General features: G+C 41.8%; 22 protein-coding genes. 10 read left to right on the forward strand and 12 right to left on the reverse strand.

Features of this window, described 5'->3' with window-relative positions; genetic code table 11:
• Positions 1 to 238: 238 nt before the first annotated feature.
• The 4 genes from FD724_RS21880 (at position 239) to FD724_RS21895 (ending at position 2,834) form a co-directional block, all read left to right on the forward strand.
• Positions 239 to 619 carry a DUF1830 domain-containing protein gene (locus tag FD724_RS21880; protein ID WP_114082788.1) on the forward strand — a complete coding sequence of 127 codons (381 nt, stop codon included), beginning with the start codon at positions 239 to 241 and terminating at the stop codon, positions 617 to 619.
• A 159-nt stretch (positions 620 to 778) separates the two neighbouring features.
• Positions 779 to 1,240, forward strand: a complete 462-nt coding sequence (locus tag FD724_RS21885; RefSeq protein ID WP_114082789.1) for a DUF4079 domain-containing protein — start codon at positions 779 to 781, stop codon at positions 1,238 to 1,240.
• Between the two features lie 162 nt (positions 1,241 to 1,402).
• Positions 1,403 to 1,969: a hypothetical protein gene (locus FD724_RS21890; RefSeq protein WP_179074080.1), complete on the forward strand. Its 567-nt coding sequence runs from the start codon at positions 1,403 to 1,405 to the stop codon at positions 1,967 to 1,969.
• A gap of 97 nt (positions 1,970 to 2,066) precedes the next feature.
• On the forward strand, positions 2,067 to 2,834 hold the full coding sequence (locus tag FD724_RS21895; protein ID WP_179074081.1) for an ATP-binding cassette domain-containing protein: 768 nt from the start codon (positions 2,067 to 2,069) through the stop codon (positions 2,832 to 2,834).
• Between the two features lie 74 nt (positions 2,835 to 2,908).
• On the opposite strand, the gene FD724_RS21900 is transcribed toward FD724_RS21895, so the two are convergent.
• Positions 2,909 to 3,682 carry a response regulator transcription factor gene (locus FD724_RS21900; protein ID WP_012410259.1) on the reverse strand — a complete coding sequence of 258 codons (774 nt, stop codon included), beginning with the start codon at positions 3,680 to 3,682 and terminating at the stop codon, positions 2,909 to 2,911.
• Positions 3,683 to 4,260: 578 nt separating this feature from the next.
• Between FD724_RS21900 and FD724_RS21905 the strand changes: the two genes are divergently transcribed.
• A complete protein-coding gene (locus tag FD724_RS21905) occupies positions 4,261 to 4,509 on the forward strand; it encodes a DUF6761 family protein (RefSeq protein ID WP_012410260.1) in 249 nt (82 codons plus the stop codon).
• A gap of 306 nt (positions 4,510 to 4,815) precedes the next feature.
• On the opposite strand, the gene grxD is transcribed toward FD724_RS21905, so the two are convergent.
• The 7 genes from grxD to FD724_RS21940 all read right to left on the reverse strand — a co-directional run bounded on the left by grxD (position 4,816) and on the right by FD724_RS21940 (position 9,463).
• The gene (grxD, locus tag FD724_RS21910) at positions 4,816 to 5,139 is read right to left on the reverse strand and encodes a Grx4 family monothiol glutaredoxin (protein ID WP_163928538.1); all 324 of its coding nucleotides are present in this window, start codon (positions 5,137 to 5,139) and stop codon (positions 4,816 to 4,818) included.
• Between the two features lie 92 nt (positions 5,140 to 5,231).
• A complete protein-coding gene (locus FD724_RS21915; protein WP_069070136.1) occupies positions 5,232 to 5,489 on the reverse strand; it encodes a BolA family protein in 258 nt (85 codons plus the stop codon).
• Between the two features lie 228 nt (positions 5,490 to 5,717).
• Positions 5,718 to 6,323, reverse strand: a complete 606-nt coding sequence (locus FD724_RS21920; protein WP_114082793.1) for a hypothetical protein — start codon at positions 6,321 to 6,323, stop codon at positions 5,718 to 5,720.
• A gap of 553 nt (positions 6,324 to 6,876) precedes the next feature.
• A complete protein-coding gene (locus FD724_RS21925; protein WP_179074082.1) occupies positions 6,877 to 7,635 on the reverse strand; it encodes a 1-acyl-sn-glycerol-3-phosphate acyltransferase in 759 nt (252 codons plus the stop codon).
• 113 nt (positions 7,636 to 7,748) lie between these two features.
• Positions 7,749 to 8,234: a tRNA adenosine(34) deaminase TadA gene (tadA, locus tag FD724_RS21930; RefSeq protein ID WP_179074083.1), complete on the reverse strand. Its 486-nt coding sequence runs from the start codon at positions 8,232 to 8,234 to the stop codon at positions 7,749 to 7,751.
• A gap of 294 nt (positions 8,235 to 8,528) precedes the next feature.
• Complete coding sequence (gene grxC, locus FD724_RS21935) at positions 8,529 to 8,843, reverse strand: glutaredoxin 3 (protein WP_114082796.1); 315 nt, start codon at positions 8,841 to 8,843, stop codon at positions 8,529 to 8,531.
• A 47-nt stretch (positions 8,844 to 8,890) separates the two neighbouring features.
• The gene (locus FD724_RS21940) at positions 8,891 to 9,463 is read right to left on the reverse strand and encodes a DUF981 family protein (protein WP_114082797.1); all 573 of its coding nucleotides are present in this window, start codon (positions 9,461 to 9,463) and stop codon (positions 8,891 to 8,893) included.
• A 355-nt stretch (positions 9,464 to 9,818) separates the two neighbouring features.
• Between FD724_RS21940 and glpX the strand changes: the two genes are divergently transcribed.
• Together glpX and FD724_RS21950 are read left to right on the forward strand one after the other, a co-directional pair.
• Positions 9,819 to 10,856, forward strand: coding sequence for a class II fructose-bisphosphatase (gene glpX, locus FD724_RS21945; protein WP_114082798.1), 1,038 nt, complete (start codon positions 9,819 to 9,821; stop codon positions 10,854 to 10,856).
• 238 nt (positions 10,857 to 11,094) lie between these two features.
• A complete protein-coding gene (locus FD724_RS21950; RefSeq protein ID WP_179074084.1) occupies positions 11,095 to 12,381 on the forward strand; it encodes a glutamyl-tRNA reductase in 1,287 nt (428 codons plus the stop codon).
• A 255-nt stretch (positions 12,382 to 12,636) separates the two neighbouring features.
• On the opposite strand, the gene FD724_RS21955 is transcribed toward FD724_RS21950, so the two are convergent.
• The 4 genes from FD724_RS21955 to FD724_RS21970 all read right to left on the reverse strand — a co-directional run bounded on the left by FD724_RS21955 (position 12,637) and on the right by FD724_RS21970 (position 17,728).
• The gene (locus tag FD724_RS21955) at positions 12,637 to 14,631 is read right to left on the reverse strand and encodes an ATP-binding protein (protein ID WP_179074085.1); all 1,995 of its coding nucleotides are present in this window, start codon (positions 14,629 to 14,631) and stop codon (positions 12,637 to 12,639) included.
• Positions 14,632 to 14,643: 12 nt separating this feature from the next.
• Positions 14,644 to 15,513: a substrate-binding domain-containing protein gene (locus FD724_RS21960; RefSeq protein WP_179074086.1), complete on the reverse strand. Its 870-nt coding sequence runs from the start codon at positions 15,511 to 15,513 to the stop codon at positions 14,644 to 14,646.
• A 309-nt stretch (positions 15,514 to 15,822) separates the two neighbouring features.
• A complete protein-coding gene (locus tag FD724_RS21965) occupies positions 15,823 to 16,605 on the reverse strand; it encodes an ABC transporter ATP-binding protein (RefSeq protein ID WP_179074087.1) in 783 nt (260 codons plus the stop codon).
• Entirely contained in the window at positions 16,595 to 17,728 is a 1,134-nt protein-coding gene (locus FD724_RS21970; RefSeq protein ID WP_179074088.1) for a branched-chain amino acid ABC transporter permease, read from the reverse strand. The genes FD724_RS21965 and FD724_RS21970 overlap by 11 nt, the downstream gene beginning before the upstream one ends.
• A 300-nt stretch (positions 17,729 to 18,028) precedes the next feature.
• Between FD724_RS21970 and FD724_RS21975 the strand changes: the two genes are divergently transcribed.
• The 3 genes from FD724_RS21975 to FD724_RS21985 all read left to right on the forward strand — a co-directional run bounded on the left by FD724_RS21975 (position 18,029) and on the right by FD724_RS21985 (position 20,245).
• The gene (locus FD724_RS21975; protein WP_114082804.1) at positions 18,029 to 18,226 is read left to right on the forward strand and encodes a hypothetical protein; all 198 of its coding nucleotides are present in this window, start codon (positions 18,029 to 18,031) and stop codon (positions 18,224 to 18,226) included.
• Positions 18,227 to 18,288: 62 nt separating this feature from the next.
• Positions 18,289 to 18,546 carry a hypothetical protein gene (locus tag FD724_RS21980; protein ID WP_012410276.1) on the forward strand — a complete coding sequence of 86 codons (258 nt, stop codon included), beginning with the start codon at positions 18,289 to 18,291 and terminating at the stop codon, positions 18,544 to 18,546.
• Positions 18,547 to 18,658: 112 nt separating this feature from the next.
• Positions 18,659 to 20,245, forward strand: a complete 1,587-nt coding sequence (locus FD724_RS21985) for a glucose-6-phosphate isomerase (RefSeq protein ID WP_179074089.1) — start codon at positions 18,659 to 18,661, stop codon at positions 20,243 to 20,245.
• The last annotated feature ends 4 nt before the right edge of the window (positions 20,246 to 20,249 follow it).

A 20,249-nucleotide genomic window follows, 5' to 3' on the forward strand; every position in this document is an offset into this window, starting at 1 on the left:
CTCTAAGAGAATTAAAGCTTTGATACCAGGATAAAAATCTTAAAAAATTTTGTGTATAGTGTATAATTCCGAAAAAGCTACAAATAATTACAAAATTTTTATAACTAAAAATATATCTTTAGGAAGAAATAATCTCCAAAGATACAGTTGGTATTCACAGTTACAGCAACTGGGGATCAGTGAGTGCTAGGCTTGCCTCGTGTAATGTAAAATTGTGGCGTAAAGCTCCTCAGCAGTTATGGCTCAAATATTAGATCCTCTACCACCAGAGCAATCGGGAAAAATTCTCTGCTGCTACATTAATGCCACGAGCAAAATACAGGTGGCTCGCATCTGCAATATTCCCAACTGGTACTTTGAAAGGGTTGTTTTCCCTGGACAACGTTTAGTTTTTGAAGCTCCACGAAAAGGTCAATTGGAGATTCATACAGGGATGATGGCAAGTGCAATTTTATCCGATAAGATTCCGTGCGATCGCCTGATGCTCGAAGAAACCAGTACTCATGAGTTTGATACAGACTCATTATCTGGAAAAGACCCTATTAATACCAAATCATTGGTGCAGCAAATTAATACAAACACTGGAGATAGTATAAAACCCTTACAAGTCGCTCTTTAGCAGCTGTTAATTAAAAAAAAACAATTTGACTCAATTTTAGGGTTGCTGAATTCGGTAGCCCTTTTTATATTGGGCATGGGATAAGGAAAAAGACTTGTTGCAATTTCTCACCTGATCTCCCTATCTCCCCACTGCCCACTCTCATCTACAATCATTCTTATGAATCTGCCTTCATTTCTTTGGTTGTGGAAAATAGCGGCCTGGTCGATGGGTTTGTCCCTGCTGGCATATCTGATGTTAGCAATCACCGGCGTTTTAATGTTTCGAGCGAGAACTTCGCAGCAATTTCCTTTTATTACGCCATTTATGGGCGGAAATAAAGGGGTGCGATCGCTCCACTATACAATGGGTATCAGCATGGTAAGCTTAGTGCTACTATTGCTGGCTATCGGTATTGTTGGCACTTTAGGGCACTTTGGTTCTTTAGGTCACTCCTCACATTTAGTTGCGGGATTGATAGTGGTAGCATTAGTTTTACTGTCTGCTTTCAGCGCCACGCAAATTAGTGCCAGACGGTCTTGGGCTAGACCCTTACATATCGGCGTAAATATTATTCTGTTTATAGGATTTGCCTGGGTATCCCTGACTGGTTGGATTGTAGTGCAAAAGTATTTACCTTAAAGAATTAGTAATTACGAATTACGTAAAGCCTGCGGCATAGCTTTGCTTAGAGCGTAGTGGGGGGTAGCCCATTACAAATTATTAAAGTGGCATACCCTATTTCAACAGTCCAACTAAGACATAGACCTACCCTACAATGAAGAAAAGCATTGTAATTAAGCCGTGACAGCAAACTCAGCCAATATCTCAGTTTCTATTTTTCGTCTGTCTCCTTTAATTCGGATAACGCTGCTGAGTCTATACATAGCACTCACAGTCCCATTACCCTTTTTATCGCAGGTAACAGCCGCACCCGTACCTCCAGAATTTTTGTGGATAGGGATTAGCATCGGTTTAGTTGCCTTGTACGCTGTATTGACTGAACAAGTAATGGTAGATGACCAGGGAATTCAGGTTACTTACCCCACCTGGGTGCCTCGATTTTTTCGTAAAGGCTGGTTTTTACCTTGGTCAGAGGTGAAAGAGTTAAAACCCCGCACCACTGGTCAAGGAGGGCTAGTTTATTACTTCCTCAGCCATGATGGGAAAGCTTATTTACTACCAATGCGTGTAGCTGGATTTGCCCGTTTTGTGCAAATTGTCCAAGCAAAGACAGGCATTGATACTACAGATGTTCGCCCTTTAGCACAGCCGTGGATGTACCTGATTTTACTAGGATTCACGCTGCTGTTACTATTAGTCGATGGCTGGGCGATCGCTACAGCTTTAACTACTGCACAATTAACTTAAAATTGGCATAGGGCATTGGGCATGGGTCAAGAATCAATCAATAGTTCTTCTTCCCCTGCTTCCCCGGCTTCCCCATCTCCATATCTCCCCACTCCCCTTGAATAAGGTAACACTCAGGCTAGAGCAAGTTAATCTGTTTACAAAGCTGAAAACCCAACTTCCAGGCAATCAGCAAGGGTATCCCATATTGCGAGATATTGACTTGGAAGTATTTCAGGGCGAACGTATTGCCATTGTAGGGTCAGTAGGCGCTGGTAAAACTTCGTTATTACGCCTCATTAACCGCCTAATTGAACCCACTAGTGGCAAAATCTATCTAGAAAATCAAGAATATCGCCAAATTCCTGTCATCCAGCTACGCCAGATGGTTGTACTTGTATTGCAAGAGTCAAAGCTGTTAGGGATGACAGTTCAGCAAACCTTGGCTTATCCTTTAGTTTTGCGTGGTTTGCCCAAACAGAGAATTCAGCAACAAGTCAGTTATTGGACAGAACAACTGCACATTCCCAATGAATGGTTAGGGCGAACTGAGGTACAACTTTCTGCTGGACAACGACAACTAGTAGCGATCGCTCGTGCCTTACTCATCCAGCCTAAAATATTATTATTAGACGAGCCAACCTCTGCCCTTGATGCTGGTACAGCTTCCCATCTCATGCAAGTCTTAAACCAGTTGAGTCAAACTCATCAAACCACGATTCTGATGGTAAATCACCAACTGGAACTTGCCCAAATGTTTTGTACTCGATTATTACACCTAAAACAAGGTCATTTATCCGCAAATCAAACAGTCTCTGAGATAGACTGGCTTCAATTACGAGAAAGCTTAATTCAAGCAGAAGCTCAAGACGATTTTGGATTTTGAATTTGTTAGGAGACAGGAGTTAAGAGTCGTTATCTTACTTTCTCAATTCCCAATTCCCAATGCCCTATTCCCCATCACACTTGACTACTAGTAAGTGTTGAACGTTGATTATTAAATCTCTCTCTAGCTAACTTTGTTGTTTGTGATTGTGAAATATTGGTATTCAAAATTTCCATGTTAAAACGGTATCCTACATTGCGGATAGTTTGAATCAAGTTTGGTTGGCGAGGATCAAGTTCAACCTTTTTCCGCAGCGATAAAACGTGAGTATCAATGGTACGAGGGTTATCAATAGCGTCAGGCCAAGCACGACGCAGTAATTCCGACCTACTCAGAGGTACTCCTCCAGCTTGTGCCAAAACGTACAACAAACTGAATTCTTGGGGCGTTAAGTCGATAAACTCCCCCTGGAAGCGGACACGGCGCTGGACTAAATCTATTTGCAAAGTGCCATAATCCAAATAAGCTGGTGCAGTAGGTGTGCGTTTCCGGCGAATCAGTGCCTCTACCCGTGCCAAAAACTCTTGCATCCCAAAAGGTTTACTCAGGTAATCATCTGCACCCGCCTTTAAACCTGCGACGATATCACCTTCACTATTACGAGCAGATAGCATTAAGATTAGAGGCTGCTGCTGACGATGCAACCAACGACAAAACTCAATGCCATCACCATCAGGCAGGTCTGCATCCAATACTACCAGTGTTGGTTGATGGCTTAAAAAGACTTCCCTTGCTTGATAAATACTGGCAGCTTGATGCACACGGTATTCCAGCTGTTGCAAGTGCCAACCCAACAACGACCTCAGATGGGGATTCCCCTCAATGATTTCTATACAAACCGAACCCACGGCGGCAAGACCCCTTAGCGTCTGATGACTTTCAAAGTAACAAGCCCATCTCTAAGGTTTTGTAGCCTTTGTTACTTCAACTGCTATTAGCTTTACATTTCCTCATAAAAAACGTGGCAATATCTTTAATTTATGCCTTGCCGATAGGGGATTAGAAATATTATTAAATTTTTATTAAATTTCTCAGCAGTGTTGTTAGACGTATCAAAAATTCTTGTAGCTTAACATTCTGCTTTTAATGGGTGTAATGTGGGAATATCTATAACCAATCAGCTAAACGTTAATACAACAGCTTTTCAACCTGATGGTAAAAGTAGATTTATCCGCAAAATTACTGCCCTCATCCAGGAATATAACACCAATACAATTGGGTCATTGAATATGAAAATCAGACAAATAACTGAGCAGATAACTAGAATCGATGTTTTCTGGAATAGGATTAAAGTAGCTTGTAGCTGCTAGGGGTAGTACCCAAAGTAGATGTGTTGACTTTGAATTAATGCCAAAGTGAAATTACACTTCACATTTGAGCGTGAATCATTTACAATTCTCATTCCAAAGAGATTAATACAGCAGTTATGCTCCAAGACACACAAACCATCCGCTATTACCAAAGACTCACCGACGCCTTCGTCGAGTTATGGAATCGCGGTTATCGCACGGATGATATGCGGATGTATTTGGATGGATATCTAGCCGCACTGCGACATAGCAACGTTATTGAACCTTATCTGATTCATCGTCTAGAAGAGGAAGCCAGCCGCTACTTGTACGATGGGTCAAACTTTGCAGTGCCGCAACCACAGCCACAACCAGATTACTACTAAGTACCATTTAGTTGGTCATTAATAGTAACCGTTAATTACCGCAGATGATTATAGCATATTATCTGTATTGGTCAACGGGTTGCCGTGGTGTGAGATTTTGGAGATATTGTATTGATTAAACGCATCCCCTCAGCCCTATATTGGTCTTGCCAATACGACTGAGGGGATTGTTGACTAAAACCTATTAAAAAACCTTGAAAGGGGAGATAAATAGTGTCTCTCCTCTCAAGGACATTAAAAATGGCATATAGCCTAGATAAAGAAGCGCAAATTGAGCGTATTCCCTCTACTTTGCTTAGAGAAACATTAGGAAGCTAGTGCTACTTCTACCTTTTGCTGCAATTCACCTTTTTGGTAAAGTTCAATCAAGATATCAGAACCGCCAACAAATTCACCATTGATATACACTTGGGGAATTGTCGGCCAGTTAGAGTATTCTTTAATTCCTTGACGGATTTCAGAGTCTGAGAGAACATCAACCGTCTCGAAGGGAACTCCCAAGGTATTGAGAATCTGCACAACGTTGTTGGAGAAACCACATTGGGGCATTAACTTGTTTCCCTTCATAAAAACTAGAATTTTGTTCTGTTCTAGCAAGTTATCAATTTTCTCTTTGAGTTCTGGTGTCATGGTATTTGTGTTTCCTATGTTGCATTCAACGATGATGACTGAGGAGTTAAAAATTTTATAACTCCTAACTCCTAACTCCTATACTCCTAACTTTAGGAACTTGCTGTAGCTTGCCAAGCTTCGGGAGTGTATGTTTTTACCGCCAAGGCGTGAATCGCTTCAGTTGACATAGCTTGACCCAACGCACCATAAACTAACTGGTGCTGTTGCACTAGTCCTTTACCTGCAAAGTGCGATGAAACTACTGTCACTTGATAGTGGTCGCCGCCACCAGTCAAGTCTTGCACCTGAACCTGTGCGTCTGGCAGTTCCGCCTTGATCATTGCCTCAACCTGCTGCGGACTAATCATCGCAATTCCTGAAAAAACTTACTTTTCTATTATTAACAGATATGGAGTAAATGCCCGTGCCAACTTCAGGTTTTGGCAAGGCTGTAGATAAACCCGCCTCTGAGGTGTATTTTTGAGAACGCTCAGGTTTTGGCAATGGCGGATAGCTCTATCCTAGCACTGGGGCGTTCTCAAGCGACTAATTAGGGAGATAAGGGAGATGGGAAAAAGAGGCAACAAAAATTTAATTTATTTTTTTGGGGATGAGGAAGATGAAGTACCACCTTCTCTGGGATAGGGAGAATCAACAAAACCCAACTCAAACAACTGTTTATAAGCTTTCTTGCCTAAATCTCGTGTCGGGTTTTGACTCTTAATTATTTGAACCAACAACGGCACAGCTAATTCTGGCTGATTTTGGGCGCGATGTACCAATGCTAGCTGAAAGGTGGCTTCATCCCGCTTTTGGGCTGTTAATAGAGCTTTTTGACGCTGAGAATCAGAAACTCTGTTGTCAATTCCCGAAAAGCTAGAATTTAACTCTTGATAAAAATTAGATAGCTGATTATAAACCTGACGTGCTTCTTGTAGCTTTTTAGCAGCTAAAGTGTAGTTTTGAGCAGAAACAGCTTGTTCTGCATCTTTTACTAAGCGATCGCCACCTTCAATGCTCAAAAGGCTGTTACTTTGGGTTATGGGGCGCAGATTATTAGGATCGTTGGGGTCAATGGGTTGTGGGCTATTAGTGCCTGGTGACTGTGATACCTGAGCATTCACAGGTGATAGCAGGCTGAGGACTGCTATGACTGATAAAAGGGTACGGTGCATCAAGGTAACAGCGGCAGCAGTGTTCATGGGATCAATTAGTGCGACAACTATATAAAAAGTTATGGAAACTTCGGGTATCTTAACTCTGTTTTGGTTTTGGACAAAGCAAAGTTACATCCTAAGTATCTCTGATTTAGGACTGAAAATCGCTTTAATAGAGTTCCCATTGCCCTTGTATAGTAACTAACTTAAATCTTCGTGATGAGCGATACTACGGTGGGCTGGGTTAACACGTTAATTACTCTGATTTTCCAATCATCGGTTTACTCGCAACCACCTTGTAACTATCTAACTGAAGTAGCAAAAATGTTTTTTCTAAAGCAATTCAGTAGTTTGCAGACAATTATTAGCTATTTACTCAAAAAAATGTCAATTTGGCTAAATATCCTGTCAATAGGGAGTAATCTATATATGTATACATCCTCAAAGCTTGCAAAATAGCACTAAATCTTTAGTGACTTAATTCAGGATGGATATAGCTAGTTAGCAATTAGTGTCAAACATTGAAAATGTGCAGTTTCTTAATCATGCACGGTCAGGGGTTAAGAGGCAGTATTGTAACTTTTGCCTTTTGACAAGATCAAGAGTTAGTAATTTCTGCAAATGCGTGATTAGTAATTTTTGTTTCTTGATGACTTAATTGTTGCAGTGCCTTTCCTAAATCAGTTGTGATGCTTTTGGCATCGTGTTTTATACAACCACTCATGTATTCCGCTACTCTGATTGGGGAGCCAATATCAATACTGACATCTGTACCCCAATTTGGGTAAGGTTGGCTGTAATTAATACCTATAGGTATAATTTTCACTCCCAGCCCAGAATGACTAGATTCAGCACTCAAAGCAAGACGAGCAATTCCCGGCTTCAACTGGTGAACTTGGCCATCACGAAAAATATTACCTTCTGGAAAGATGACCAGGGTTTTTTTCTGCTGAAGTAGCTCAACTCCATGTCGCAGTGTGCGGATTGACGGATGCTTAGAATTTACCGGAAACCCCCCCAAACGTTTGACAAACCAGCCTTGTAAACCCTGGCATTCGTCAATTGTCACCATAAACCGCAGGTCTTGTTCTCTGCGACAATCAGCAGTCGCATAGGGTACAAGTAATGCATCCCAACGTGCCCGATGAGTAGGCGCGAGGATAATAGGCCCAGTTGTAGGGATATTTTTTTGTCCGGTTATTCTAATTTGCCCAAAGAATAATGGTAATAGGCAGTGACGGCCTAATAAATATGCCAGAGGACTTAACCAAGGAGAAACCCTTGAGGTAGTACCAGCTACCTGATGATTAGCTGATGGGCGCTGGCAGGGATCGGATGAAGAGTAAAATTCCATCATGACGGATGCAGCTGATTGACGGGTAAAAATTTAACGAAAAGCCTGATTAGTTACACCGTAGATTCTCTTGCGTGACTTGTGTCGTACTAGATGGACAGTTTTACCTCTGTCCGTTAGTTTACCTTACGCCGCCTAGTAGCAAACCAAGCCTGTAATTGTTGACGACAAGCTGACTCTAGAATGCCTCCAATGACTTGGAGACGGTGATTAGAAGCAGCACTATCGGGTATGTTAATAACTGTACGTATTGCGCCAGTTTTTGTATCGTCTACTCCATATACAAGTTTTCCGACACGCGCTTGCAAAATAGCACCTGCACACATCGGACACGGTTCAAGAGTTACGTAGAGGGTACATTCATTAAGATGCCAATTTTGTAAAGTTGTTGCAGCTGTCTTGAGAGCGAGAATTTCCGCATGGGCGGTAGGGTCTTTGTCGCGTTCTTTTCTGTTTTCTCCTTGTGCCAGCAATTTGCCTGTTGAATCAATGATAACAGCACCTACGGGAACCTCACCTGCATCACCTGCTGCTTTTGCTAATTCTAAGGCACAATTCATCCATTGTTGATGTATAAGATATTCTGTGTATTTGGTTAGCATATTCTTATCAATATAAAAATTTTAAAATTATGCTTGCCTTTGGACGGGCAAGATAATCTAACAAGAAATGGGCGGTTAGAAACCGCGTCTACACAAACAAAACCCACCTCCGTGGGTTAAAAAGCCTTAATTTCCCTTTAGTTCAAGGAGGCGGTCTACCCTGTGGATTCGCCAATGGGTACGTTTGTATAGCCGCGTTCGTGTAGCGTGCCGGAGGCTCTATTCTATTCGCTTGGGCTTAAGTTGATACAAATACACAGCTGTGTGCCCCTATGGTTGGGGCTAATTTGATTTCTAAATAGCGACTTGGGCTAAAAGGGGATCGAGTTGGCTTTGTGTGTCTAGCTGATAGAGGTCATCGCAGCCACCAATGTGCTGGTTATTAATAAAAATTTGCGGTACGGTACGTCGACCGTTAGCGCGTTCTGCCATTTTAGCTCTGGCTGCTTCGTCTCCGTCGATTTTATATTCAGTAAAATTTACACCTTTCCACCACAGCAGTATTTTGGCACGAATGCAGTAAGGGCAAGTTTGCCACGTGTAAAGCTCGACGTTGGCTTTAACTCGCTCTGGATGGCGATTTAAGAGGGGATTAAGAAAGTCCAGCATATTTTCTTAAGCAAGATTTTAACTATATCTCTAGCCTAGATCATTGCTTACCGCATCGGCGCTGGAACCCACTTTTGGAAACCCTCTAAATGATTCCAGTAAGCTAAATATCCAGTTAATGCCCAAATTAAAGCGGCTACTATTAGCACTGCTACGCCAATTAACCGCCAGGTTCGGTTGGTTTTCCAGTATAGGGTTGGCGCTGCAAAAATACCACCTAAGCCAGTTAAAATAAAGCCGATTCCTGATAAAAGGGGTTGCTTAGTCATGTTCAAGTTGATGATGCGGAAACCCACTACGATCGCAACTAGGCCCGCAAAGAAGCCGTAAATTGCTATTGTCGATAAATCCCAACCTTGAGCAAGTGCGATCGCAGCCGCAACAAATAAGATTCCAAATAGGACACTTGTCTCACCGAAGGCAATATTAAAGCTACCAATAACTGGCCAGGTGAAGCTCATGTGTAAACCAGTTGTTAGTGCGATCGCACCCGTAATTCCAAAACCGGGAATCCACTGTCTCTGATTAGAACTATCTATACCACGATACACATAGTCAGCCAGTAGAAATAACCCAGCTACCATATTGATCAACATGAGTGTGATGTAGTCGATAAACACTATTGACCTCTCAATTTGACAAGCTATTTACTCTGCGCTTCGTTTTTCAGTTTTTAGTGAATTTACTAACTTTTTTCTTTACTATTTTATACCTGAATATAAACACTGAAGAACAGCAATATTCTAAAATATTTACTGCTAAATAATTTGTGCAGTTTTTAACTTAGTTACTTTTAAACAGGTTTTATACTGGAGTTGGATGAGTGAAAAATAAGGATGTGCTAAATGGTACTTTTCTAACCAGTTAGCAGTAAAACTTAACTTTCTTCCACGTGTATCCGCCCTTTGGTAGACTTGAAGACTGAAATAGCCAGATAAAGCGGCGGAAATTCAAGCAGTTGAGAGGGCAGACTCTGTGGAAAATACACTTGGGTTAGAGATTATTGAAGTAGTAGAGCAAGCCGCGATCGCTTCCTCGAAATGGATGGGCAAAGGCGAAAAAAATATCGCTGACCAGGTAGCTGTGGAAGCTATGCGGGAGCGGATGAATAAAATCCACATGCGCGGTCGCATCGTTATCGGAGAAGGTGAACGCGATGACGCACCGATGCTATACATCGGGGAAGAAGTTGGTATCTGTACCCAACCAGATGCTGCAAATTTCTGTAACCCTGATGAACTAATTGAAATTGATATCGCCGTTGACCCCTGTGAAGGTACGAACCTGGTAGCTTATGGACAACCTGGTTCGATGGCTGTGTTGGCAATTTCTGAAAAGGGTGGATTATTTGCAGCTCCTGACTTTTACATGAAGAAGTTAGCAGCACCTCCTGCGGCTAAGGGCAAGGTAGACATCAACAAGTCAGCAACAGAAAACCTGAAGATTCTCGCTGAGTGCCTAGATCGGAATATTGAAGAACTTGTGATTGTGGTCATGAAGCGCGAACGCCACAACGATTTAATTAAAGAAATCCGTGAGGCTGGAGCGAGAGTCTCACTAATTTCAGACGGTGATGTGGGTGCAGCTATAAGCTGCGGTTTTGCTGGAACTAATATCCACGCTCTGATGGGTATTGGTGCGGCTCCTGAAGGTGTAATCTCGGCAGCTGCAATGCGTGCTTTAGGTGGACACTTCCAAGGTCAACTAATTTACGATCCGGCAGTAGTCAAAACAGGTCTGATTGGAGAAAGCAGAGAAGCTAACATTGATCGTTTAAAGTCTATGAATATCAATGACCCCGATAAGGTCTATGATGCTCACGAACTAGCATCTGGTGAAACTGTTCTGTTCGCTGCTAGCGGCATTACCAGTGGTAATCTGATGAATGGTGTACGTTTCTTCAACGGCGGAGCCAGAACTCAAAGCTTGGTAATTTCCAACCAGTCAAAAACTGCTCGATTTGTTGATACAATTCACATGTTTGGTGAACCCAAGACTCTCCAACTGAACTAATTTTTAGGGAATGGGGAAATAAAAGTATGGGCGAAGCATTTGGAAAGAAATCTTTCGATCAAACTGAAAAATAGTCACCCAAATGCTTCACCCTTGCAGTAGTTAGTAGTTAGTAGTTAGTGATTAATAGTTGTTTGTTGCTGGGAAAAACTACCAACCAATAAACAAAAATTCCCCATTCCCTATTCTGACTCAATGCCCTATTCTCAACTACCAACTAGTAACTACGATTTAGCAAATGAATATAGCAGTGGTGGGGTTAAGCCATAAAACAGCCCCAGTAGAAGTCCGGGAAAAACTGAGCATTCCAGAACCACAAATTGAAAGTGCGATCGCTCAACTGGCCAGCTATCCTCATATTGATGAAGTTGCAATTCTTAGCACTTGTAATCGCCTGGAAATCTACATTGTTACCAGTGAAGCAGACCAAGGTATCCGAGAGATAACTCAGTTTCTTGCCGAATATAGTAAATTGCCCGTTCTTTCTCTGCGACAGCACTTATTTATGTTGCTACATGATGATGCAGTGATGCACGTCATGCGAGTAGCAGGTGGTTTAGATAGTCTGGTACTCGGAGAAGGTCAAATTCTGGCTCAGGTGAAAACTACTCACAAACTGGGACAGCAATATAACGGTATAAAAACCATTTTGAATCGATTATTTAAACAAGCGCTGACAGCAGGTAAGCGGGTTCGGACTGAAACTAGTATTGGTACTGGCGCTGTTTCTATTAGTTCAGCAGCTGTGGAATTAGCACAGATAAAAGTGGCAAATTTAGCAGCTTGCCGAGTGGTAATTTTGGGCGCTGGTAAAATGTCGCGGCTGCTGGTGCAACACCTACTTTCTAAAGGTGCTGTGCAAATTAGTATTGTAAATCGCTCTCGTGAACGTGCCGAAGAATTGGCGAAGCAGTTCCCTGGACAACCGATCCAAATTCATCCGTTATCGGAAATGATGGCAGTGATTTCCGAAAGTGATTTGGTGTTTACAAGTACTTCGGCAACAGAGCCAATACTTGACCGCGCCAAGTTGGAAATGGTTTTAGAAGTTCAGCGTTCATTGATGTTATTTGATATTTCTGTGCCGCGTAATGTTCATGCGGATGTCAATGAACTGGAAAATGTGCAGGCGTTTAATGTGGATGATTTGAAGGCCGTAGTGGCGCAAAACTACGAAAGCCGTCGGAAGATTGCACAAGAAGCCGAGCGACTTTTAGAGGAAGAAGTGGAAGCCTTTGATATTTGGTGGCGCAGTTTAGAAACTGTTACCACTATTAGCTGTCTGCGAAATAAAGTTGAAACCATCCGCGAACAAGAGTTAGAAAAAGCTTTATCAAGATTGGGTTCGGAATTCGCTGAAAAACATCAAGAGGTGATTGAAGCATTAACACGGGGAATTGTCAATAAAATTTTACATGACCCGATGGTACAGTTGCGATCGCAGCAAGATGTTGAAGCTAGACGGCGCTGTATGCAAACCCTGCAAATGCTGTTCAACCTGGATGCAGGGGAGCAGTTTAGTTAAATTTAACAACAAAATCCCCAAGTTCTTTGAGAAGTTGGGGATTTGAACTTTTCAATTAGATAGATATCTAATTAGAAGTTAGTTATGCAACCAGAGCAATTTAAATCTTTATAGAAATACAGCACTTTGCAACTAAATGAGGTACGGAACCAAGGATTCACAAATCAAATTATTCTTCTCCCTCCTGCCTCCTGCCTCAAAACCAGTGACTTTGTGCCTCATGCAAAAGAAAACTGCTGTATTGTGCCAAATCATCTATCGAACTGGGATTGTAATTACGAACTCTGTACCTTCTCCTAGTGATGAAATACACTTTAACGAGCCACCGTGTTTGTCAGTAATTATCTGGTAGCTAATTGACAATCCCATACCAGTACCTTTGCCAACTGCTTTTGTCGTGAAAAAGGGGTCAAATAGACGAGACTGGATTGCTTCTGGAATTCCTGTGCCATTATCAGCAATATTAACAACTACATTTTCATTCACCTGGATTGAAGAAATACGAATTATCGGTTCTTGACAAAGCCCCTTTTCAAAAGCCTCTTCTAAAGCATCAATGCTATTTGCCAAGATATTCATAAATACCTGATTTAATTGTCCTGCAAAGCATTGAATTTTAGGGATATCACCATACTCTTTGATCACTGTAATTTGAGGACGAGCGTTTTGCGATTTGATTCGGTGTTGTAAAATCAACAGTGTGCTGTCAATCCCTTCATGAATATCAGCACTTTTAAACTCGGCTTCATCCAAACGAGAGAAGATTCGTAAACTGAGAACAATTTCTCGAATGCGACTGGCTCCAATCTTCATAGAAGCCAACATTTTAGGCAAATCTTCTGTTAAATATTCAATATCAGCTTCTTCTTTAGCATTTTGAATTTCTGGTTCTGGATAGGGGTAATGTTTTTGATAAAGTTGAAGTAACCACAACAACTGCTGAGTATAATCATCAGTGTACTTTAGATTGCCGTAGATGAAGTTAACTGGATTGTTGATTTCATGAGCAATACCAGCAACTAATTGTCCCAAAGAATACATTTTTTCGTTCTGGATTAATTGGGACTGGGTAAGCCTAAGTTCCTGTAAAGTTTCCTTGAGAACGATATTTTTTTGTCGCATTGCTTGCGTTCGTTCTTCTATTTTTTCTTCTAATGTTTGGCTGTAAGACTCTAGCTTTTGATTTGCTTCATTTTGTTCTGCTAATAGTCGCTTTACCTGTTGAATCAATTGGTTAAAAGAAATGGCTAAAATCCCAACCTCATCTTCAGTATTTACGGGAGCTTGGAGATCAAAATTAGATTCTTGAGTAACTCGTTGTGCTACCTGTGTTACAGCTTTTAGGTGACGAGTAATTGTTCGCGCAATTAAAAACCCAATAACCGCTACAATACTGCTTCCCAGCAAAAACAACAATCCTAAATATTTCCATAACTTTTGTTGTTCAACCTCTAGCAGTGAGATAGGATACAAAATTGTGGCTTTTAAAGACTGACTTACTCCTGGAAATATGATAGTTTTAGCTAAATAGTTTTTGTTATCAATAGCGATTTGTTTAGGAGACAAATCAAGAGCAGGAAATTGCCAATTTACCTCCGTGCTTGCAATCAACAAGGTTGCAGCAAATACACGATTTTGTCTGTGGATAATCAGATGTTTAGAGGAACCAGCAGCAATTTTTTGTAGTAGAGTGTCGTCTAGTAAGTTGCCAATAATGATTCCTCCCAAGAGTCCTGCTGATGATTTGATTCCATTTGTGACTACTTCGAGAACTTGTTGCTCACCTTCACCTTTTACATCTACCAAATCGTATAAATTCGCTCCTTTAATTGCAGTATTTGTAACTACATTATCTGAGAATTTGGCTTGACTCAAGGAATTATTTCGTAAATCTACGAGGACATTACCTTGAGTATCAATTACCTTAATCCAATCCAATTTTAAAATAGATTTAAGTGGTAGTAATATTTGCAAAAGCAAACTTTGATCGCGCTGTTTTACAGCCTGACTCAGCATATCTCGATTAGCAATCAGTTCTATTTCAGTTTCTAGAGTTTGCTGTTCATACTGGAAATCCTGATAAACTCGTTCAGAAAAACTTTCGATCTCTTCGCGAAAATTTTGCTCCAAACTATCGGTAAACCAATTTCCTAGCACTACTAAGCCAAACAGAAATACGCTGAGACAAACTGCAAGTATCGGTAGAACAATTTTTTGGCTGAGTCTCAGCCCCCTGAAAAATTTCTGCATGGCACGTTCAATTTATTTGGTAGGAACAAAGCCATTATTTTGTAGTAGTTTTTCACCTTCTTTACTCAAGATAAAATCAATAAAATTCTGAGTAGCTGCTGAAGGTGTTTTGTTCCAGAGAATACCTATACGACGCACCATTGTATATTGCCCACTGCTAAAGTTTTGCGATTTGGGAGCAACACCATTGAGGCTGAGATGATTGACAGGTAATTGATTGATTAGGGAATAAGCCAAAGAAAAAGCGCCGATGGAATTAGGAGTACTTTGTAAGGTTTCGATCAATTCGCCCTCTTTGTTTAAAATCACGGCTTTAGTTGTAGTCTTATCTTCTCCCAAATAATATTTTCGCAATAACTTTTTTGCTGATTCGTCTTCGGGCCTATCCAACACTACAATATTTGCATCAGGGCCGCCTAACTCTCGCCAATTTTTTATCTCCCCTTTATAAATTGCTTTTAATTGCTTGGTTGAGAGATTATTAACACCTTTAACACTGTTATGGGTGGCGATAAGTAACAAATCTTGTGCAAATTCACGATATTGAATTTTACCGTTGTCTTCTTCTGGTTTGAGTTTGTGACTACTACCAGCGATATCAATAATATTGTTTTTTAGGGCTGCGATCACACCTTCCGATTGGCTATTGGAGATAAATTCAATTTTGACAGTTTTATTTTGGGATTCATAGCCTTTTGCTAAAAGTTTTAAAACAGTTACCGTTGAACTAGAACCACCAATTTTGATGAGCTTTTGGTCTTGAGAATCAGTTTGGCTGGTAACTGGATTAGAATCTTTCAGTTCCGTTGTTTTAACTGAGTTGCAACTGCAAAGTCCAAGCAGGATGATAGCGATGATCGTTGACTCAGCAATCTTTTTCATAAATACATCTCCAAATATCCAAAACTCAATATTGTGTTTAAGCTCTCATAGCTTAATATTCCCGAATAATCCTAAAATATAACTGCGACCAGGAAGATACCCCACTGATTTGAGAAGTCGGGTATCTATGGCTTTCATAATAAAATATGTAAGACTACCCCTTTCAGGGCAACTTGTAAAATCTCTTGTTTTTTCTCAGCGTTCTCTGTGCCTCTGCGGTTTAAAAAATTAATTTATTTAACCACAGAGGCGAAAAGAACATATAACAAATCCGTAAAGAGGAATTTATTGTCCAAAACATTTGATAAATTATTTTCCCAAATAAGCTTCTAAAACTTTGGGATTAGTTTGAATTTCCGCTGGTGTACCATCAGCCAAATTTTGTCCTTCAGCAAGTACCCAAACGCGATCGCACAAGGACATAATCACATCCATATTGTGTTCAATAATCAAAAAGGTCATTCCGTCTTGGCGATTCCAAGTGATAATGCGATCGCAAATATCATCAATCAGTTTCGGATTCACCCCAGCAGCCGGTTCATCCAACAAAATTAACTTGGGATTAGTCATCAGCGCTCGTCCCATTTCCAGCAGCTTACGTTGTCCACCAGACAAGCAACCAGCATAATCGTGTGCTTTTTTTGCCAAGCCCACCGATTCTAACAAGAACATTGCCCGTTCTTGGAGTTGCTTTTCTTCCTTAGCGACAACGTGCGGTTGCAACTGCACCTGCCAAAAATTCTCACCCGTTTGTTTTTGTGCCGCCAGCAGCATATTTTCTAACACCGACAACCGCGAGAGAGTCCGTGCAACCTGAAAAGTGCGGATTACTCCTTGCTGGGCGATTTGATATGGTTGCAAATTGTGAATGGGTTCGCCGTCAAAAATTACTCGTCCTTTATCGGGACGAATGAAGTTTGAGAGTAAGTTAAATAAAGTGGTTTTACCAGCACCATTGGGGCCAATTAAGCCCGTAATGCTGCCTTTAGCAACTTCGATTCCCGCCTCATTAACTGCTTTGACACCACCAAAGCTTTTAGAAAGTCCAGTGGCTACCAAAAGGGGAAGGGGCGATGACTGGTTATTTACCAAGGGTGAGTTCCTCCTTTTTCCCTAGAATACCTTGAGGCCGCCAAATCATCAGTATCATCAAAATTAGTCCGATTACCATGATCCGAAATGCACCCAAACGGGCTTCATCAAGAGGAACGATTCTAGGTAAGACTTCTCGTGTTAGCGCATCGTAAGCAAAGAAAATTACCGCCCCTAAGATTGTGCCAACGTTATTTCCAGAACCGCCTAAGATCACCATGATCCAAGTGTCAAAGGTGATCTGCGGTTGAAAATTATCAGGGTAAATGGCGCTGAGTTGCCAAGCAAAGAAAGCGCCAGCGATACCCGCGATCGCACCCCCTAACATGAGAGATTGTAATTTATACCAAAAGACATTTTTTCCCAGCGCCTTGGGAATTTCTTCATCTTCACGGATGGCTTTGAGAATTCTACCCCAAGGCGATCGCACCAAAATTTCTAAGCGCCAGTATACAAGTGCTAAAACCAACAGCAATACCAGCATCAAACCCGCTTTTGGGTTGTAATTATACAGTCCAATTACCCCAGAAATATAAATCGCTGTTGCCAACACTGCTAATATAATTCCCACAACCAAGCGCGACAAAAATTCTTGCTTGCTAGTTGTCCTTTTGCCTAAATCAGTAGTCCGAGAGATTTGGGTGGTACGAATCCATTGCCATAACGTAAAAAAAGTTATAGCAGCTAGTAGCGTTAACAACCCAATCATCACTAATCTGACAAACAAATTCGGCTCTGTGGATAGTGGTATGGAATAACTTTGCACACCAAACGCCCCAGAAACCCAGGTATCACCCACAGGTAAATCCTGATTATTTACCACTAAACGAATTAATTCACCCGTACCAATGGTGACAATTCCTAAATAATCTTCCCGTAAGCGTAGAGTTGCAAAACCAATTATTAAACCCAACAAGGCGGCGACAATTGCCCCAGCTACTGCCGATATAAATAGGGGCACGCCCTTTAAACTTAACAATACCGTTGTATACGCTCCAAGGGTCATGAAAGCAATATGACCAAAGTTAATTAACCCTGTAAAGCCCCACTGTAAATTGAGTCCCAGTCCGAATAAAGCAAAAAGTGCTGTAGAAATTGCTAAGAAAATAAGATAGTCAACCATATTAAATAGTTATTTTGGCATTGGGAATTGGAAATTGGGAATTGGAAATTGAGAATTGGGAATTGGGAATTGGGAATTGGGAAAGACTTGTTGAAAGGTTCTCACTCAAATCACCTTGTCCCCTTGTCCCCTTGTCCCCCCTGCCTCCCCTGCCCCTCTGCCCCTCTGCCCCCCTGCCCCTTCACTGGGCGAATAAATTTTAGCGTAGCTTGAGCATAGTGCTACATTGCCGTTAACCTTTGCTAATTTTGTGGGAATAATATTTACTGTTGGTGTTGGGTTGTAGGTAAAAATTGGCCTATGAATTTGCTGAGGCTGAGAATGCATCACTTAATCGAGCAGTTAGGTGATGACGATTTGCAAGACATTTGGAACGTTCTGGAAGGTTTATATTATGACTTTTATATGCTCAAAGCGATACAACAAGTTAAGCGAGCGCAGCAACCGTGGGATATCTTAACCCATGAAGAAGCGGTACGACTGTTGATGTTTTTCTGATTCAGCAGCGCTTTCTTTTCTTGTGCCAGTGGCCCCTCAAGTTTTGGTTAAGGTAAAGCCTAGTGAGTCTAGAAATGCGCTATGCAAGGTCTTTTTTGCTAGACCTGAAAAATTTAGAACCTGCTGCTTACGAGCGGGTGCATGATTTTGTCTTTGTTGAGTTAGCCCAAAAGTGGCAACTGAGCGATTTAAAAGAACTACGACAGCTTGATGGTGAAGGCATTTTTCACCGTTTCACACTGGATAATTACCTGATTGGTATAGAAATCAGGGGTGAAATTGTGAAATTTCTGCGTGTCATTCCTATGCCAGATGTTTAAAGTGAAGAGTTAAGGGAACACTTAAAACTGTAAACTGTATAAGGCTAGGCAGGGATCGCTATAACCTTACACTAAACTGGTTTTTGAAAAACACTTTATTTGAGATTTCCCTATGGATGCTAGGGCACTTTGGCAACGATACCAAAACTGGTTATATTTCCACGAGGGATTGGGACTGTACTTAGACATAAGTCGAATGCGGTTCGATGATGCCTTCGTGGAATCGTTGCAGCCGAAGTTTGACAAGGCGTTTGCGGATATGGCGGAACTGGAGAAGGGTGCGATCGCAAATCCCGACGAGAACCGCATGGTTGGACACTACTGGCTGCGAAATCCTGATTTAGCGCCAACTCCAGAACTTACACAAGAAATTGTCCAAACCCTAGAACTAATCGAAGCCTTTGCGGAAAAAGTCCAAACAGGTGCTATTCATCCTCCCAGAGCAAGCCGCTTCACGGATATTATCTCCATTGGCATTGGTGGTTCCGCCCTCGGCCCCCAATTCGTCGCAGAAGCTCTCGCTCCTGATTTCCCACCTCTGAAACTTCACTTTATCGATAACAACGATCCGGCAGGTATCGATCGCGTCATCAATCATCTACGAAATACCCTCGCCAGCACTTTGGTATTGGTGATTTCCAAATCTGGGGGAACACCAGAACCCCGCAACGGCATGATTGAGGTTAAAAAAGCTTACGCCGGACATAATTTGGAATTTGCTCAATATGCGGTAGCAATTACCAGCGTTGACAGCAACCTCGATAAACTAGCGAAAGATGAAGGTTGGCTGGCTAGATTTCCCATGTATGACTGGGTGGGAGGACGCACATCAGAAATGTCTGCTGTGGGGCTAGTACCAGCCGCATTACAGGGCATTGATGTTCGCGCCATCCTAGATGGTGCAAAAGAAATGGATGACGCTACCCGCGTCCCAGATGTGAAAAATAACCCAGCAGCCCTGCTAGCTTTATCTTGGTACTTTGCTGGCAATGGAAAGGGCGAAAAAGATATGGTTGTCTTACCTTACAAAGACAGCTTATTTTTATTCAGTCGCTATTTGCAACAGCTGGTGATGGAATCTTTGGGCAAGGAAAAAGACTTAGACGGTAACGTTGTCCATCAAGGCATCGCCGTTTATGGCAATAAAGGCTCAACAGATCAACACGCTTACGTTCAGCAGTTGCGTGAGGGTGTAGCGAATTTCTTTGCTACCTTCGTTGAAGTGTTGGAAGATCGTCAGGGCCCATCCACTGAAATAGATCCGGGAGTTACATCAGGCGATTATCTTTCCGGTTTTCTCCAAGGAACCCGACAAGCGCTTTATGAAAATCACCGCGATTCAATTACAGTTACCATTCCCCAAGTTAACCCCCGAACTGTAGGGGCATTAATAGCTTTGTATGAACGTGCTGTTGGTTTATACGCTAGCTTGGTTAACGTCAACGCCTACCATCAGCCAGGGGTAGAAGCTGGCAAAAAAGCTGCTGCCTCCATTCTCGATTTGCAAACACGAGTGGTAGCAGTGCTGCAAAAAGAAAAAACTCCCATTTCTCTTGACGAACTCGCCGAGAAAGCTGGCGCATCAGACCAAGTTGAGGCAATTTACAAGATTTTGCGTCATATCCATGCCAATCAGCGAGGTGTGGTTTTGCAAGGTGATCTTCAGAAACCCGGCAGTTTAACCGTTTCTGCTAGCTGATAGC

The sequence above is a fragment of the Nostoc sp. C057 genome (assembly GCF_013393925.1).
Taxonomy (GTDB): domain Bacteria; phylum Cyanobacteriota; class Cyanobacteriia; order Cyanobacteriales; family Nostocaceae; genus Nostoc; species Nostoc muscorum_A.

Bases quoted from the DNA above. Each gene is read 5' to 3' on its own strand.
- tadA (WP_179074083.1), bottom strand. From the start codon at position 8,234: ATGCTAACCAAATACACAGAATATCTTATACATCAACAATGGATGAAT.
- FD724_RS21885 (WP_114082789.1), top strand. From the start codon at position 779: ATGAATCTGCCTTCATTTCTTTGGTTGTGGAAAATAGCGGCCTGGTCG.
- grxD (WP_163928538.1), bottom strand. From the start codon at position 5,139: ATGACACCAGAACTCAAAGAGAAAATTGATAACTTGCTAGAACAGAAC.
- FD724_RS21880 (WP_114082788.1), top strand. From the start codon at position 239: ATGGCTCAAATATTAGATCCTCTACCACCAGAGCAATCGGGAAAAATT.
- FD724_RS21950 (WP_179074084.1), top strand. From the start codon at position 11,095: ATGAATATAGCAGTGGTGGGGTTAAGCCATAAAACAGCCCCAGTAGAA.
- grxC (WP_114082796.1), bottom strand. From the start codon at position 8,843: ATGCTGGACTTTCTTAATCCCCTCTTAAATCGCCATCCAGAGCGAGTT.
- FD724_RS21905 (WP_012410260.1), top strand. From the start codon at position 4,261: ATGCTCCAAGACACACAAACCATCCGCTATTACCAAAGACTCACCGAC.
- FD724_RS21970 (WP_179074088.1), bottom strand. From the start codon at position 17,728: ATGGTTGACTATCTTATTTTCTTAGCAATTTCTACAGCACTTTTTGCT.
- FD724_RS21920 (WP_114082793.1), bottom strand. From the start codon at position 6,323: ATGAACACTGCTGCCGCTGTTACCTTGATGCACCGTACCCTTTTATCA.
- FD724_RS21985 (WP_179074089.1), top strand. From the start codon at position 18,659: ATGGATGCTAGGGCACTTTGGCAACGATACCAAAACTGGTTATATTTC.
- FD724_RS21975 (WP_114082804.1), top strand. From the start codon at position 18,029: ATGAATTTGCTGAGGCTGAGAATGCATCACTTAATCGAGCAGTTAGGT.
- FD724_RS21915 (WP_069070136.1), bottom strand. From the start codon at position 5,489: ATGATTAGTCCGCAGCAGGTTGAGGCAATGATCAAGGCGGAACTGCCA.
- FD724_RS21955 (WP_179074085.1), bottom strand. From the start codon at position 14,631: ATGCAGAAATTTTTCAGGGGGCTGAGACTCAGCCAAAAAATTGTTCTA.
- FD724_RS21925 (WP_179074082.1), bottom strand. From the start codon at position 7,635: ATGATGGAATTTTACTCTTCATCCGATCCCTGCCAGCGCCCATCAGCT.
- FD724_RS21960 (WP_179074086.1), bottom strand. From the start codon at position 15,513: ATGAAAAAGATTGCTGAGTCAACGATCATCGCTATCATCCTGCTTGGA.